Origin of the sequence: Shewanella sp. AC91-MNA-CIBAN-0169 (assembly GCF_040310165.1) — a bacterium.
GTDB lineage: Bacteria > Pseudomonadota > Gammaproteobacteria > Enterobacterales > Shewanellaceae > Shewanella.
On record NZ_JBEOPM010000037.1, the window covers coordinates 1 to 17,288 of the forward strand.

The window sequence follows — 17,288 nt, forward strand, 5'->3', positions numbered from 1 at the left end:
ACACCCGTAGCTCAGCTGGTTAGAGCACTACCTTGACATGGTAGGGGTCGGTGGTTCGAGTCCACTCGGGTGTACCATTTCATGCTGTAACTCCTCGTTTTAAAAACCTTTTTGTATTACCAAATTCTCTACAGTAAAAATATATCTGTGCCAAATCGTATCAACCTCGTGCCAACCAGTTGTTTTCCGTGTCTAGAAGTATTACAAATTAATTAATTTCAAATTTAACCTATAAGATAATTAAAACTAAAAAAATAGGTAAAAAACACCAAAATGACGTTTTGTGCCCATTTCGTGCCAAACATGTTGGCACAAGTGATTTTTGAACCTCAAAAGTATGACCACCATACTTGCTGGCATAAATAAGCGTTTGAACCAGAATCGATACTTTAATCCACCCTCAACTCTTATTATAACAATGAGAGTATCTTGAATATTTATGATTACTTACAAGCCAATTCGTTACCTATAGTCGCTCGATATCGATATTTTTTTGCTTTGTTGTAACTTTACGAATAAGCAGTTTTAGATACGAATAAATGAATATCTTAATTCATTTATTCACAAACTCTATTCGTACATCATTGGGTAATAATACATCGCTTTTGGGCGCCCTAACTGAACTCCACTGGCATTGCGGGCAAATAAGTTTGTATGGTTTAGGTGGAAATAGCATGTTAAAGTTTACTCACTATTCAGTTTTGCTAAGCGTTGCAATTCATTGCAAATTTCAACATTAAGATCGACAAAGACGCTCCAGGAAACTAATGAAGATAAATTCGCTTGATAATAATCTTCTACGCGGCATACCAATGGACGCTCGTCATAAATAGTACAAAGGTGTGTTTGCTCATCGAAATGACGACAAACACCATCGCTACGATCAAGAAAAGCCGTTTCCACGCTCTCGTTCACTCTGCGGCAGCAAAGTCCACAAGCATTACATGGGAACGGCTTAGGTATTGTCAGAGTCATCATTGCTATATCGTTGTTAGCAAAGTCTGAGCTCTCATTAAAGCAACACTATTTGCCTTTTCTTGCTCGTTAGCACTAGTTTGCGCTGACTCTACTTTTGACAGCATTTGTTGAAGGGCAGGCTCCAGTTCCTGACGCAAAATTTGATTCATCGCGCGCTCAAACTGTTCTCCCAGATCTTTAGCTGTATCTTCAACCTGCTGCTCAAATCGTTCACGTTCCAGCTGAACTTTTGCTGCATGTTCACGCATTTCTTTATCAGAGGGGTCTTCTGAAAATAAATCGTAAATAGAAGAAATAACAGTAATCCCCGTACCTACGTATGGGATCCATTTGCCGATAACTTGGCCAGCCCATTTCTCCATGGTTTTTGGCCCAATTCCTTTCATTAATGAAGGTGCCCAGTCTTTAACCAACTTTAATCCACCAACAATATGCTCTGGCTTCGCCATTTTTACGACAGAAATCGCCGCATTACCCAAAACCTCTTTATTTATCCCTCTTTGATTATTAGGATCTTTAGATTCTGAAGCCGAGAAATGTGGAAAGTCATTAATACTCGGTCCCTCGTGCTGGGCATTTAAGACCGCCGACATTGTTTCCACATCATCGTTGAATTGATTCATCAAGTACTGCAACTCGTCATCCATAACAGCGACAACAGCTTTACCCGAATCTCCAAAGACTTGCTCAAGTTCTGCAAGACAGCCTTCGGGGTGTTGATGCATGGCAGCTTTACTTTTAACTGTAATATGCTTTCGATTGCTAGCAATTTCGCGGTAAATATTATCTCGGCACTGACCTTGATTGGCGATCAACTTACGACACAATTCTTTATAGTGACTGAGTAGTTCATTACTGTCAGCATTTGTTAATTGCTGAATAAATTGGTTCAAAAATACTTGCAGAGAATAAACCAAACGACTGTTGACATCTTCTGGACTAATAGAAGTAAAAAAACTATTAAGTGAGCTCTCAAGTTCAATGATACCGCTATGCTCTACCAAGCCTTGCTGCATCGCTAACTTCCCTTTTAAGGCACTAGCTGCATTAACACGTAATATCGGGATATCGGTCAAAACCTCACTAAGACCTTGAGCAACAGCCAGAGACTGAATCCTTGCGCGAGTATCATTTTTTAGACGAATAAAGTCCTCTTGAGAAAGCGGGCTTTTTTCATTGAATACCAAAAATACCTTTTTCCTCTTATAAATTAAGTCAATAAGCTTACCAAGGGTTTTCTCTTCTTCCGCGGCTCCAGATGGATTGACAACAAATATTACTGCGTCTGCAAGCATCATTTGTGCTTGTGTCACCTGTTCATGCGCTAATGGCGCATCAACACCAGGGGTGTCTAGGATGCTAAAGTTATTCCATTGATAAGCCTTAACATCTGCCGTTAAAGGCACATCCCCTGTAGGAGCGACCTCTGAACCAACCAATGCATTTATCAGGGTGCTTTTACCGGCATTGTAAATGCCGTATACCATTACACTTAGTTCAGGCGAGGCCTTTTTATCTTCAAATAATGTTTCAACATCCCTAAATGCTGCCTGCATATCAGGATATTCAACAATTAGCTTTTTCGTTTCTGCATAGGCTCTATAAAGTTCAGCACTCGTCTTCATCTTAAACTCCATTTTTTACGATTTTTTGCAGCGATAGGGCTTTCAACGCTTCGACCCGCTCATTCACTTCGCGTAGTTCGGTGGCAAGCTGTCGTATCATTGTCCTCATTTCTGCCAATGCATTTGTAAGTACTTTTTTAGATTCATCCTCGATCACAGACTTTACAACTCTCGCATAGTCATCGCGCACCTGTTTTTTCAGTGACTCTAGATTATCGCCGACATTTAACTCTATCGTTTTCGTCTTTAATTTGGCATCACTACCAAATGCGCTACCTGCCATACTACCGGCGCCTCCTGCCAATGATGCACCTAAAGCCGCACCCGGTGGGCCACCTAGAAAAAAGCCCGCGACTGCACCAGCAACTAAGCCGCCCAATCCACCCCAACCGCTATTACGCTTTTTTGTACCCTTGACTTGGCCATCTGGAATTTGCTCTGTGACTTTTTCTATCGAAAAATTCGGCAACTCCATTGATGCGGTATACCAAGTTTTATCTGCAGCATGTTTCAAATCATTGGATAGCTCCGCTAACCCTCTTTCTAAAGCGTGGCCTATGACTTGCTGAAGCTTAGCATTCCAACTTCGATGTGCATTCCTCAACTCATGATTCATCTGCTCATCATCATCACGATAATTCTCTAACGTGTTAAATGTATCATCGATGATTGCATACATCTCTTTCTGCGCCTCTCGAATGTATCTCGCCATAACCTTTGGCACAGAGCTCTCCAAATGCGCAATCTCTGCATCTAGGTCATTTGTCAATTTTGTATAGGGCAATAATTCCTTTCGGCACTTGTCTAAGAAATTACTGAAATTCGTCATTGGAACGTCGCGCTTTATTTGCACGCCTTGGTTTTGAGAAATGCTGTGCAATCGGCTAAATAGTTGAACCATGCCGCTGTTTTGTATCTCCTTAGGATCGGTTAAGTGCTCTTGAGCGTAACGGGCGGAGTTAGAAAGAATATCGTTACTGTCAATGCCTTCTAATTCTTTGGCGATGTACTCTCGCTGCTGCTGCCGCGTTTCTTTCGACTTCATTTGAACTCGGGAAACAGGCTCTCCCAGTTCATCGTCCCAATCCTCTTCATTGACATCACTTCCGGTAATCAGAATAAGCGTTTCCTTTCCCTTGCTTTTGAGCTCTCTGATTTCTTTTAAATCGCTGGCACGACCTGGTGAGCCTGAACTCATGGTATAGAGAATTAAATCTGCATGAGACACATACTCTTGCGCTAATTTACCGTTAATATCATTCACTGAATGTAACCCTGGTGAATCCACCCAAGTTAAACCAGGAAGACGAAAACCTTGAATAGAGCTGGTCGCTTCCGTCGCTCCCACGCGAAACTCTCTACGACGCTTCGCTTCATCATCAGCATCACCGTTTACAACGTTGGTATTGGCAGCAGTAAAATACTCAGGCAGCAATGATACTGGGACACTAGCTTTTAAATTTTCCGAAGGATCTGTATGACCCCATGCTATATAGTTACCCAACGAGCTCTTACCTGATTTGACCTTACCAAATACAAATACCAACAGAGAATCCTGGAAGTCCTGACGAAAACTCAACCCTTTATCATATGAAGCCAAATTAGCCTGCCACGCTTTGTCTGTATCACTGATAGCAGACAAAATGCCATCAATTTGACGACTGAGCGGATTTTCCTCTGGTAAACGTTTCTTTGCTTGTCTGATATGCGATTCCATACGCACCGCAAAAGTTTTTTGAGCTTTTTGAAACTCGCTATCTAGCTTTTTGGCATCGACTAATGATGCCATAAAATCACTTTTCAACGTCTGAAATGACGTCAACAACTGTTCACGTAAAATAAGGTCTGACATCCTTTATCTATCCTTTTAATCCATTTAAAAGTACTTAAAGCTTTTCGCGCAACGCTTTTAATTGAGCAAGCTTGTGCTCTATTTCTTTTAGTCTGACTGGAACGTTCATTAATACCTCTTCCGGTTCAAGTTCCACATCATACAAAGACTCCAATTTAACTAAGTAGTCCTGTGTTTCTTGAGGTAAAAACTGAAGGTCATAAACCTCCACGTATGTTGGACTAACCGGATTGTGAAACTCTTCATCATCATCCAAAATAGCTTTAAATGGTTTATCGCCAAGCAAGATCACTTTGATTTGACCATCTAAACTTTGTTGCAGCTCATTTGCTCTCTGCATGCCTTCTTGGACAAACGCCTCTTTCATGCTCTCCAGTTTTTCTTTATGGGCACGCGCCTTGCGTTCCTGCTCTGCCCGTTCTCTACGACGACGCTCTTCGTCACCATTTCCGCCACTCCCAGAGTCACTATCATCACTGAAAGCAGAAACCGCAGCAGCTCCAAGTGCAACTACTGCCGCACCAATCAACCAAGGTAACGCCATATTTTACTCTCCCCGTAATCTTTCATTCAGGTATTCGGTTTTTTTCAAAGTCATGCTGAGATCTAACGAGAGCATGGCGTCGTTAAAGCGGGCAAAATTCCAATACAAATCATCTTCTAATTGCAGTTTTTCATCATTGAGCGCTTCTTCAGCAGCCGAGATTTTCAATAACAATGTATTCTGTGCATGACGTATTCTTTCTTCACGAACAGCCCGTACATCAATCCCCAAAGTTTCAATATGCTGCTTCAATTCTTGTAAATGACTGGCTTTCACTAAGCCATCCTTATGCTGTTGAATCCCCTTGTGAAAACGAGTTCCAGAAATGAGAAAACTTTCAGGTGCAAAACCCAAATGAAGATGACATTGCTCAAGCACTTTTTGCTCAATCTGTTCAATCTTATCTAAGCTTTCTGCATCAGCTTTACTGATGACAAGGACGATATTTTTCTCAGCATAAACGCCAAATGATTCTTTCAACTGCTTAAGAAAATCGAGTTCAATTTTCTCGAGTTCTCCTTGAGGCTGGTGCACAAATAACACCAAGTCTACTTTTGCGGCGCCATCCATCGCAACTTGATCATCAGCGTCATGAGCATCCAAACCTGGTGTATCGAGGAAAATATAAGACTCTCCCTCAAACTGCCTTAGTTCGGCAGTCTCTCGGACATCATTAGTTGGAAAATACTCTGCGTTATAGTGGTGAGTGAGCATGTTCAGCAAATAGCTTTTACCTGCATTCATCATTCCCCAAACGGCGATAACAGGTTTATCCTTGCCCTGCTTTCTCGCCAATATATCTGATGCCTGTTTCAGCAATACATCTAAATCTGCTGAGGCCATCGAATCCTTAGCCGTCATACGTGTTCCTTGTTAGGTTGTCCGAATATTTACAATCTAAATCTAGCTTTGGTATGTACAATCGTATTTAGACCATTGCTAGAGCCCTTAAAACAGCATTGTGCTAACTGCACAGCGCTTTCAATTTCCAAACGCAGTTCTCACACTGCCAAGCCATATTTCCAAGTGGCATAACCATTATCTATATTCTCCCTGTGTCGGTGTTTTGTCATGAGACCACTTGCTGGCTTTTTCAGACAGTGCCGAATCGCTTAGATAAGGGACTTTTCCGGATGGAACTAAATTAGCGGCTGCATCAAGGTGCACGTCCTGATCATCGAAGAAGATGTGAGGCCGAAAGGCTTTCAATACTTTAGTCTTTTCTACACCACCCAAGAAAAAAGCTTCATCTACATAAACCCCCCAATGTCTTAAGGTTTTAATAACTCGCATTTCAGAAGGGCTGTTACGAGCTGTGACTAGTGCTATGCGTATAGGTGAATATTCAACACGGATAGGAAGACGATCTTGTAGCCGTGATAATTTATGCAGCAAACTAGCGTAAGGTCCTTCTGCCATAGGAATGTTCTGCTTAGCATCTTCTTGCGCATGAAAGGCTGCCATTCCTTCAGTCTTGTATACCAATTCACTTTCATCTGAAAACAATACGGCATCACCATCGAAGGCGATGCGGACTTGCCCCTCGGGTATATTCGGCGCATCAGTTGGCGGTGCTTTTAATATTGCCGCGGCGCAGTTCTTGGAATCAATCACCTGCTGAGCATCTTTTACATTGGTGGTGAGAAACAGATCCACATCAAAGGCATCAAGATAATCGGCTACGGTTTCGCCTGCGGTAAAAGCTGAACGGGTAATGTTTAGCTTGTCGTGGCGAATAGTATTAAGCACACGAAGGCCGGTATCTGGGCTATTTTGTGACATCACCACGACTTCAACAAGAGGGCCATTGTCCTGCTGATATCGATTAAGGCCAAGTAAGGCTTTGATCAGTGGGTAACCTGTTCCAGGTTTTAGCGGCTCATCTTCGTGTTCAAGCATAAACTCGCGGTATTTTTGAATGGCTGTATCAGGATCTGATTCAAAGGTTTCTTTGAATATCAGGTCAGATTCCGACATATCGAATAAAGCTGTGGCTGAAATACCGACAACCAATGTGTTTGATAAATCTAAAGGCATACATACATCCCTGTTTATAAAAATGGCACAGATAAAGTGTCAGTGTTCTATTTAAAGAATTGTTCAAGTTCACTAAATTGTGCAGCGCCAATCAATTCATATTTAATAATTAAATGAACGGGTATTTCAACGGTTAAAATCTCATTTTTATTATTAGGATCTGACTTAACGACCAATCCCTTAAGTTCACCTTCTTTCCATACAAGTACATAAAGTGGTTGGCCATGTTTATCGTAATCAATGGCAGCCTTACCATTGAAAAGAGCTTTAGCTCCTCTCGTATTGCCTAAAGCATTAGCAATACTTTCATGGCTGGCTTTTCGCCAACTGTTTTTTGTATGAATAGCTCGATAATTAACATCTCTGACTTTTTTCATGGCAACGGCTTCCTTATGTAATTTGCTTACTTAGTACAAAATGCGGGCCAACAAGTAAGATATTGATTAATAAATATTTATAGAAATCACACCACTCGTAATGGTAAGTATTCTTACTTATTTATAATTTTTATCACCAACCTTAGATTACCAATGATCCATAGAACAATAGTAACTAACTCTCTATGCTCTATGGATTCAAATTTTTAATGCTAGTCAATTTTCAATTGAGAAAAATATTAATGTAGGGAATTGCCCTGATTTTATTTCCCAATTACCATCTAGAATTGCTTTAGCAGAATCTTCGACAGTTAAGTATTGTTGATAACTATTATTCCGATCATGTTTATTGGCGAACCAATAACCGAAGCCTTGGTCAAGCCAGATCTTAACAATTGAATCATCATCAAATGTAAGGTTTAAACTTCTTGCATGAGGTAGGTGATATTTAGATTCAGTTAAAAACTCAATCTTTGTCCCACTCAACTGAATGCATTCTTCAATATCTTCCTTTCTGGCAGCATCACAATTCCAATTATCCATTATGGATTGAGGTAAATCAGAAGAATATTTTAAACTACCAGTCCTGATTTTAGCTGTGCTATTAGGGTAATAAGTTAACAACGCATTGATCACATTTAGGCAAATACTCACAGGTAATGGAGCCGCAAGGTATCGGTCGCAATATTCAATAGACTTAACTTTATTCGTCTGCATTTTATTTAAGAGCACGGAGGACTCTTTAAACATCTTTGTCCAAAATAATGCCCCAAATTCTTTAACAGTTCCGTTTAGTTCTGTTGAAACTGATATAACACCAATTTTTTCATTTGAATCGAGCATTTCTAATTCAAACAAAGTGAATGGTTCAGTTGAATGATTAATTCCAGTTATCAAGTACTGTGGATCGCTATCTGAGAAACACCAACCTCTAACACTATCTCCATCAATCACTTCAGCAATCTTTTTACCATTAGGTTGTTTGCTAGAGTCTATTTTTTTAATCGTGATACTTGGATGATGTGCAAACCATGAAAGCGTAATTCGATGTTCAATAGACAGATCGCTAATGTCATAAGGCAACACGATAGTGATACTTTGATCTTTTACCCGGTCATATAGAGTGTTGATTAGTGGCCATTGACTTAAGTCATCTAAATCCTCCTTGTATAGATAAAAATTGAGATCAGAGTTTTTATCATGTGAACAATGATGGTCAACGGCTAAGCTGATCGGTAAAAGTTCCAATCTATTGTCTTTATCAAAGTATTTATATTCATCTGGGAGTGATAACCGTTGAAAGAAATCACCATCAAGAAATGATCCAATAACGTGCCGATCCAATAACTCTAAGGCGTGTTGAGTAGAGTAATCAACTAAACAACGATGACAGGCTTTATCGCAATGGCAACTGGTTGCTTTTTTCTTGGCTAATTGTAATAGCTCAACAATATACTCAGATGCCTTAATGGAAAAACCAGCTCCACCGGCAGCTGAATCGTAAAGCACAATAGCTTGGGCTTCACTGCCTTTGAACTTGATTGGTTTAATCGTACAACCTATCTCACTATTATTTATACCTAACTTTTCAGATAGCTCATTTCTTAGTAAAACAGATAATGTTCTAGCTATAGTGCGGTTATTAAGAACCGTGCCATCTTGATTAAACAACACTAATTCAAAAATATCTGTCCGAGTACTATGACCTAATTTAATTGGGCCTTTAATCGAAAAGTCCCGTTCATTACCACCACAGAACTTTTCACTTTCTCGCTCAATATCTCCTTTACCGCCACGCAATCTTGTATGATTTTCTAGTACCTTATATGGAGATATATCTTTATTGTCTGGCATTGGTTCCATACGACCACATTCCAAGCACAATGCATATCCAGAACTTGATAATCCGCTGCTGTGATAATAGACATGACCATCATGGCTCGAACGATAAGTAGCACTAGGATTAACACTCAAATCTTCCCATTGAACTTTCTCAACAGTAACCCATGGATCTTGAAATGGAATATGAATCAATCGAGAAATATCATTATGGGGTTTATTACGTATATCAACGGCAAAACTACCTGGCTGAATATATCTATGATAGCTTTCTTGCTTCAATGCTTCATTGCAAATTGAACACTCCAGCGGCATAAGACTCTTTGTACCACTGGCACCGCAACCTTGACATCGCCATGCCCACATCAAAGACTGGATCTCATTAACTTGGTCTGCCGAAGCAGGGCTATGCCAATTTAGAATCACACCATCAGACCGATAAACTCGCCCATCTAGTACAACTTCACTACCTGGTGCGTAATCTCTAATAGCAACAGATAAATCTCTAGATGGATAATCTCGAGCACTGTAAGGATTATCGATCCTATGTTCTAAAGTGGTATCTCTAGCGGACTTAGCTTCTTTAATAGCTTGAATTTGTTTCTTACGTTTTATTAAAGATTCAATATTATCGTTATTAAGCGATACAACATCCGTTGGGAAGCCGTAACCGGGTAAAAAACCTTTTCGAGCTAACTCTGAAAGTAAGTATTCTCCTTCTAATCTTTGAATTTGAGTCTCAACAGCTGCTTGTGCTGTCGATATTCTATTTGTATCACTTTTTATTGATTCACTTTGCTCTGTTAAAATATGATATTCATCACGCCATTTTTTAATGATGATCTTCATTTGTTTAGCCACATCCATAACTAGACTTGTTTTAGATATGGTTTGTAAGCTTGTTCTTTTTAACAAAGAATCTAATCCTACCTCAACAATTTCTAGAGAATGATTAATACACCAGTCGATGAATAGCTCGGCTTGAGAAGGACAATGTTCATGAGCAGAAAGGAAAAAATTACCACAATTAAGCCGAAGGTTATTTTCGCTAATTACTTTAATTCTCAAAAATACAGATAAAAGTAATGCGTTAATATGTCGCTTAACAATATAATCACTAGACAATGACACATTTGGGACATGAATTGGCGTATCAAATGCCCAACGTGTTTGCGCAAAAACATGTTCACCATGTGGTGTATTTTTACAAAGTGTTAATGCAATAGATTTTGTTTCACCGCGTCGACCTGCTCGTCCAGCTCTTTGTAGATAATTTGCTGGGTTTGGTGGAGCATTATTCATCGCGACAACGCTTATCCCACCAATATCAACCCCCATCTCCATAGTTGTCGAACAACTTAAGACATTGATAAACCCTTTTTTAAATTTGTCTTCATAATCACGAAGTAAACTTCCAGGTAGCTGTGCTGAATGCTCCGCAACTCTAAAGTATGGTGTTCTCTCTACAATGCGATCTGAAATGTCCGACCATGCATTTTCTTTTCGAAGTTTGATGATTTCATCTTGTTCTTGCCAATCTCTAATTTCGGCTATCGGAACAGGAGTACCGTCTTCTAGTCTTCGAGCATATGGATATGGAAAAATAGGCGCTTCTAACAAACGACAAATCTGGTCTTGGCGGTTGCCTTTAACATTCAAATACGGTGTTATTTGCTCTAGAGGTGTATCTATTATTTTTTGAGTATGTGGACACTGCCATTTATCCTTAATTAGACTAAAACTGACCTTATGCTCTAGTTCAAGTCTATAACCATCACCACTTGCTGTGAGAACATTTAATTGCAGCACATTCCATGCATCTTGCAAGATAATATTTATCTTATTTTTATCTTGTAAATCAGTTGCATCAAGATTAAACGCCGTTGCCAACAACCTCACTAATCTCGGTTGAACAACACCATTACGAACCTGAGGCCAGCTTTGTACATGCTTAAAATGGCTATCTGTCATAGGGGCAATAAGTAAACCAGGATTAAATTTGGCCCCAATCCAACGTTTTTGCTCATCCGATAAAGAAATCGCTTTAATAGTTCGTACATGAAAATTAAGACATAGTGTTAGAAAGTTAACCCAATCTTTCTTTGCTTTATCTTTGTCATCAAATAATGAATACCAATCTGCTGGTGCCGTATTTCCTTTGTCTTTAAGGGCTGGATATTCAATTTTTATTAGCCCAAGGGTTTCCAGAGTATTTTGGCGTTTAGGACGGCTGTTAAACTCACGTAAAAGTAATAGTCGAGCTAGTAAAACGGGCTCTTTGACCATACTCATATTTTCATCAAAACGTTGATAAGAATCTTTTATCCAGTACTGCAGTTCTTTTTCTTTTGCTAATTCACACTCAACATCTGACCACTTAATAGTGATATCGACTTCGCTGCATAATGCTGCAATTTTCTCTTCCATAACTTCAATCATGTCTTCATCATTATCTTCAATAAATGACGCAAGACGAGATTTAAAGTTTTTAAGTTTTTCTTCAGTATCAGTAGAAAGCTCACCACTTTTCAGGGTTCTATCAGCAACCAAATGGAATAAAGCTGAACGTAAAAACTGTCTTTCAGAATCCTGTTGGGATTTTGCTGCAAATCTTGCGGTTCCTTGCCTACTATCGGTGAACGTAATCATACGCCGTCCGTTCCAAGGACCTGTCAATTGTGATTTCTTACCATCCTGGCAAAACTCAAGTAGCGTAGGGATAACGGTTGATAGCATAAACGGTGCACCATTACGGAAATGGCGATAAAAATCAAAATTCTGGATTTTTGTGTGTTGGCAGCAAGGACAGCGGAGTGAAACACCACCAGATTTCCCATATCCTTCAACCCGATGTATTTTAAATGCCGCGTCATGAATAGCCGGTTTTAAAACACTATTATTGTTTAGCCAATACTCACCTGTTTCATCATAAGGTTGATCCGCTATGATGCAAGTACGTTCATGATTATCAGCATCCTCAATACCACTGTCATTGAAAGAATCTGCGTCATCAGGGTCAATATCCAAAGCAAAATCATCTATGCTGGAGTCTGGTTTAGTTAGCGTTAGAACACTATTACCCGTTTCTTTGTCGATAGCCTCATCAGCTAACAACAAACTCGTACCGCAACCATTACAACTTGTCATTTCAAATATTGGGGAACCACAGCCACATATTTCTCTTCTCGACATATAAACCATGCCGAATCGCCAATCAATTACATCTAATTCCGTACCACGTTTTACCGTGCAACTTGAATTAGAACAAGCCCACAAGCCACCTGATACCCTATGAAATAAATGTAATCTAAATGGAATGAAAGCTTGGCCATCATGCCCCAATGTTGAGGCACAAACATCTAACCATTGTAGAGCTAATTTCTCGGATATTGGCTCAGCAGTTCCAGATAGAATCTTACAAATTTCTTTAAGCGAAAGCCGGTTATCTTTTATACACAGGTGTTGGCGAAGGGTTCTTAAGGGAACGATAGATTCTAATAAGCTATAACGTTCATTAGCAGAGGAATTTTTGATGTATTGTAAATCCATTGAACCAGGAGCCACCAAATTAGACAAATTAGTTATCTCACGGTCCCCTTTCACCAAATAAACTTGCGATACATCGATGCCTGCAACATCGGCAAGGAATGCTTTTAGTTCATTATCGGAATCTTTGCCACCTATCGTTGCAGAAGTAGCAACAAAGCGCACAGACTCTGGTAATACTCCAAAGCCATGCATAACTCGTCTCAATAACAAAGATAACTCGGCGGCTTGAGAACCAATATAGGTATGAGCTTCATCTAATACAATCCAACGTAGTTTGCCTTTAGATTTGGTTAAAATGGGCTCATCTTGTTGGCGAACAAGCATATATTCCAACATGGTCGCATTGGTAACCAATATTTGCGCAGGGTCAGCTCTTAATGTCTTTCTTGATAACTGTTGATTTGGAAATAAACGTTGTTTTGAAGCGGGAACTTCTTCATCCGTCTCACCGTTGTATAAGCAAAACTTAACATCAGGTCCAAGTTTATGAGTCCATGCTGTCAATCGATCTTTTTGGCTATTAATTAAGGCATTTAATGGATATAAAAAGAGTGCCTCCACACCATCAGCCTTGCTCTTTCTTTTAGCGATATCATTCAATATAGGAACTAAAAAACATTCAGTTTTACCAGAGCCAGTGCCGCTACTTACAATCACAGAGCGTGGTTCATCGTTTAATAAGTGTTGCCAAGCTTCATATTGATGAGCATATGGGGGCCATTTTGCATCAAATAAGTAATCTTCTTTTAATTCTTTAGGCGGATTTGCCATAGCATGAACAATTTGAGTTTCAAGCAAACCTCCAGCTAAATCTTGCATAGTCTGGTTATGAGGTTTCCAACCAAAAGTAGCTTCAAAAACAGGGTCACCAAGGAACGCACCGTCATTACCTGGCGCTTTTGAAAAAGATTGCCATAAAAATTCACGAAGTGATTTTGAACGTAAACCAAATTGACCTAATGTAGCTCTAGCAGCGCGTTTAGTCAGTTGATCAATAATAGACTCGAAGTATTCCATACTCTTTCCTAGGGTTAGACCTTGGTTAATCCAATAATCATTTTTTGTGTTAAAGCAAAACTGTCATCAAAATACTCAATATCAAAGCGACGATATTCACGCATGGCATGGATCATTTCAGGCGTTATTAATAACGCGGCTTGACCGCAACTAGCTAAAGCCAGTAACACAGGGGCATTCATGACATTACTTTTATAACCCCCTTCATCAACCAAACATTGGTTGATGAGTTGAGGATTTACATTAGATATTACAGTTTTTAAAATTTCATCAGCAAAAATAGTAGGCCATTCAGAATCAACATTACGCTGAGACAGAGTATTTCGGCTATTATCGAGATCACTTCTGTAGTCAGCTAAAGTCATAGATGGTTTTTGATCAACAGAGCCAATTTTAAAGAGCAACAAATTATAAAAAGGCTCAAAGCCGGGGAAAAATGATACCAGTTCTGATAGTTTTTTCTGTACTCTATCTTGTGCGACTTCTTCCATATCATCGCCCAAACGCCCAATTAAATGTTGGTAAAATGCCATCAGAACTTTAATACTTAAGTCTAATTTTAATGTATACCAAAGTATTGGGAATTCACTCGCCAAGCTCCAAACTCGTTCCACTTCATTGTTATTTGATTTAAGTAATAGCGCTAGCATGAATTCAGATGACTTCGTGGCACCACGCCATAAATCAAATGTGGTAAATGGCACGTGTTCAAATTTCAATAACGTTCTAACATTCTCCCATTCAGGGCGAGCGTAATCAGTCGATAGTTCTTTGGCCACATCTGTAAATGCTTGTATGCGCTTGTAACGTTGTCCAATACTTGCAGCAAGCTCAAAACCATTACGAGCATCTGGCAATAATTGTAAATCTTTACTCCACATAAGTGGTCTTATGCCTAAATGTCTAGTCTCACAAAAAACTAACCAAGCACCGGCCTCAACCTCTGAATCAGGAAATATCCATCTACGCTCTGAACTCGATATTGATGATTCTGGTAGTAATTGAAGCGGCATTTGAGCGGGCTGGTCTAAAGGGATCATCAGTAAATCAACTGGAGAGAGACACTCTTCACCTATAAATTTTATACAACCGATTTCACGCTCTGGCACAAGAGCATAAATATAAGCCGATAACTTAAAGCTAAATAACTCACGACCAAAATTGATAATTGTTACATTCAAAGTTGCATCTAAATTGTCTGACAATGCAAAAAGTGCTTGGATATCTGCTCGAAACGTAGATAAAGATAAACCACTTGATAACGCTTCAATCGAAGAAAGTTCTTTACTAAAATAGGCACTACGACTAAAAGCACCTCGGATATCAGACGCATTTAAGGTAAAAATAATACGAATTTTGCCTTCAATACCGTAGCCATATAATTCATAATTATTCAGCTTATCAATCAACAAATTACTATTCTTTTTAACCAGCTGTTGCCTGTTATCAAGCAAACAAACACCATGACTCGGAAAAGGTAATGTAATTGATATCGCTTTCGCTTTTTCTTGCCACCATAAACACAGTGAAAATAAAGCGGGTGGTTGAGCTTGAGAACTAAACAACTCGACAGTAATTGAGTTTGAATCTTGATTAACTTGATAATGTAATGATTCATTATCTGATAAATCAACAGCGACCATAGGAGGCCGAGAAGATGAAATAATAACCTTACCGTAATTAAGCTTATCACCAGATACAAACTCAATCTTAAAATCTTGAGGTAAGCTAGCTAATTTAAAGCGCTTTTTTGATTTACCATTATCAAAATAGGCAACTACACTTTGACCTAATGGCAAAGTATCTATCGACAGCCACTGATCCCGGCTAACATCATGCCAACGGAGTTTTTCATTAGGAATGACCTGTAAACCTTGTGCTGATATTGCCGATAGCTTGGGTTTACCTAGATAACATTTACTTGGTACCGTTAGAAATGGAAGTTCTTCGCCTTGCCATACAAACTCATATTGGCCCTTATCTTCCTTTCCCAAAAACACTTCATAATCATTAAAGATGAAAGAACCTAACTGACTGATCTTCAATAAAGTCCGAGATGTATCGTGGTCGACTTCACCGAATGGTTCAGCATTTTCAATATAATAAGATGTGTCTTTATCAAAAAAATCATTCGAAGTCTTTATATTGGGTAAAGCAATGACAGCGGTCGTCGCTTCACTACTAAAGTTCCCCGCACCAGCAAGAATCCAATCGCCACCATTTTCGGTAAACACCCAAGGTTCATCACTATCTAGTGCACTGCCACCTAATAATGGAGCATACCAACTACTTTCTGTGTCATTACGGAGCATTAATTGGATTTCACAATCGAACCAATCTTCCGGTAAATCTGTGGTTAATACATCGAGTAAATAAAGCTCTGGGTTATTTTTAGGCTTGAATGCCTTAGCCAAGAGTAATGGTTTTTTACCTAAAGCGAATAAACTGAAGCGCTCAGGTAAAACTTGCATACTAAACAGTTGAGCAATGAACTGAGCATTAAGTTTAGAGCGTAGGGAAATTGATAGTTGATATGACCATTGATGTTTTAACGAGTTTGGTTCATTAGTCACATAAGCATGTTGGTCAAACTTTTTAACTAATTTTCTCACTAAACGAATGCTAGTAGGTAGACGACGCTGAACAGCAATAGCCTGCCCTAATGCACTATCAAGTAAACCTTTAGCGATAGTGGTATCAATATTAAGGGGTAAAACCTCAAGCCAGTTAGGCGCAATGCTATCCAAATATGACAATGGGTCTTGTTGTTCATCTAGGCTATATTGCTCGGTCAATTGATAGATGGCTTCTGCTATTTGCCCAACAATAGAGTAAACGGCTTCAGTCCGGAAAGACGCTGCTATGTAATGATCATGAGCCTCAGCAATGGCTACAGAATTAGGACTGGATAAGCTGAATGTTCCAAAATCTTTTATCACTTGTTCAAAGTAATGTGAAAGCTTGCTGTTAGGGTCAGTAATTAATTTTAAAGGTAAGCCCCCCTCAATGGCAACTGAGCCCAGAAACATTCTACCTTGGCCATTGCGTAATAAAGGCCTGCGCCAAAAACGAAATCCCTCAGCAATTAATTGATTACGCTGACTCGGGTTAATATCGTTCTCAGGTACATTAAGTGAACTAAAAATGGGCTCCCAACTCCAATGACCTCCATTGAATTTGTTTCTCCACCATTCGGCAGCATAAAGTACAAATGCCCCACTCCAACTAGAACTCAATCCGTTAGGGATAAACGCTGAAATGTTATGGGCGTCTAAGCTAGTTGATAGCGACTGATACAAACCTTGAAACTCTATATCTGATAACTTATAACTATACAAAGGATCGCCAGACACACTGACTAAATCGCGTGAGGCTAATATATCTACTATACATTGCTTAACTGTTTTCATTTCATCCCTTAATGCTTACCGTTTAGCTACGAATATTTACTATTTATTCATGATGTTCAT

At 39.4% G+C, this 17,288-nt stretch carries 9 protein-coding genes and 1 tRNA gene; 1 reads left to right on the top strand and 9 read right to left on the bottom strand.

Features of this window, described 5'->3' with window-relative positions; all coding sequences use genetic code 11:
• A tRNA-Val gene (locus AAEY98_RS20830) sits at nucleotides 1-77 on the top strand.
• A 607-nt stretch (nucleotides 78-684) separates the two neighbouring features.
• Here the strand turns inward: AAEY98_RS20830 and AAEY98_RS20835 are convergent.
• The 9 genes from AAEY98_RS20835 to AAEY98_RS20875 all read right to left on the bottom strand — a co-directional run bounded on the left by AAEY98_RS20835 (nucleotide 685) and on the right by AAEY98_RS20875 (nucleotide 17,228).
• Nucleotides 685-978: a YkgJ family cysteine cluster protein gene (locus AAEY98_RS20835; RefSeq protein ID WP_351019348.1), complete on the bottom strand. Its 294-nt coding sequence runs from the start codon at nucleotides 976-978 to the stop codon at nucleotides 685-687.
• A 2-nt stretch (nucleotides 979-980) separates the two neighbouring features.
• Complete coding sequence (locus AAEY98_RS20840) at nucleotides 981-2,603, bottom strand: GTPase (protein ID WP_351019351.1); 1,623 nt, start codon at nucleotides 2,601-2,603, stop codon at nucleotides 981-983.
• Between the two features lies 1 nt (nucleotide 2,604).
• Nucleotides 2,605-4,455 (bottom strand): dynamin family protein, encoded by a 1,851-nt coding sequence (locus tag AAEY98_RS20845; RefSeq protein ID WP_351019354.1) that lies wholly within the window; start codon nucleotides 4,453-4,455, stop codon nucleotides 2,605-2,607.
• Nucleotides 4,456-4,489: 34 nt separating this feature from the next.
• Nucleotides 4,490-4,999, bottom strand: a complete 510-nt coding sequence (locus AAEY98_RS20850; RefSeq protein ID WP_351019357.1) for a hypothetical protein — start codon at nucleotides 4,997-4,999, stop codon at nucleotides 4,490-4,492.
• A 3-nt stretch (nucleotides 5,000-5,002) separates the two neighbouring features.
• Entirely contained in the window at nucleotides 5,003-5,860 is an 858-nt protein-coding gene (locus AAEY98_RS20855) for a GTPase (protein WP_351019360.1), read from the bottom strand.
• Nucleotides 5,861-6,037: 177 nt separating this feature from the next.
• Nucleotides 6,038-7,036, bottom strand: coding sequence for a 5'-nucleotidase (locus AAEY98_RS20860; RefSeq protein ID WP_351019363.1), 999 nt, complete (start codon nucleotides 7,034-7,036; stop codon nucleotides 6,038-6,040).
• A 47-nt stretch (nucleotides 7,037-7,083) separates the two neighbouring features.
• A complete protein-coding gene (locus tag AAEY98_RS20865; RefSeq protein ID WP_351019366.1) occupies nucleotides 7,084-7,413 on the bottom strand; it encodes a hypothetical protein in 330 nt (109 codons plus the stop codon).
• 216 nt (nucleotides 7,414-7,629) lie between these two features.
• On the bottom strand, nucleotides 7,630-13,818 hold the full coding sequence (locus tag AAEY98_RS20870) for a DEAD/DEAH box helicase (protein WP_351019369.1): 6,189 nt from the start codon (nucleotides 13,816-13,818) through the stop codon (nucleotides 7,630-7,632).
• 14 nt (nucleotides 13,819-13,832) lie between these two features.
• Complete coding sequence (locus AAEY98_RS20875) at nucleotides 13,833-17,228, bottom strand: STY4851/ECs_5259 family protein (RefSeq protein ID WP_351019372.1); 3,396 nt, start codon at nucleotides 17,226-17,228, stop codon at nucleotides 13,833-13,835.
• Nucleotides 17,229-17,288 lie beyond the last annotated feature (60 nt).

Bases quoted from the DNA above. Each gene is read 5' to 3' on its own strand.
- AAEY98_RS20835 (WP_351019348.1), bottom strand. From the start codon at position 978: ATGATGACTCTGACAATACCTAAGCCGTTCCCATGTAATGCTTGTGGA.
- AAEY98_RS20840 (WP_351019351.1), bottom strand. From the start codon at position 2,603: ATGAAGACGAGTGCTGAACTTTATAGAGCCTATGCAGAAACGAAAAAG.
- AAEY98_RS20845 (WP_351019354.1), bottom strand. From the start codon at position 4,455: ATGTCAGACCTTATTTTACGTGAACAGTTGTTGACGTCATTTCAGACG.
- AAEY98_RS20850 (WP_351019357.1), bottom strand. From the start codon at position 4,999: ATGGCGTTACCTTGGTTGATTGGTGCGGCAGTAGTTGCACTTGGAGCT.
- AAEY98_RS20855 (WP_351019360.1), bottom strand. From the start codon at position 5,860: ATGACGGCTAAGGATTCGATGGCCTCAGCAGATTTAGATGTATTGCTG.
- AAEY98_RS20860 (WP_351019363.1), bottom strand. From the start codon at position 7,036: ATGCCTTTAGATTTATCAAACACATTGGTTGTCGGTATTTCAGCCACA.
- AAEY98_RS20865 (WP_351019366.1), bottom strand. From the start codon at position 7,413: ATGAAAAAAGTCAGAGATGTTAATTATCGAGCTATTCATACAAAAAAC.
- AAEY98_RS20870 (WP_351019369.1), bottom strand. From the start codon at position 13,818: ATGGAATACTTCGAGTCTATTATTGATCAACTGACTAAACGCGCTGCT.
- AAEY98_RS20875 (WP_351019372.1), bottom strand. From the start codon at position 17,228: ATGAAAACAGTTAAGCAATGTATAGTAGATATATTAGCCTCACGCGAT.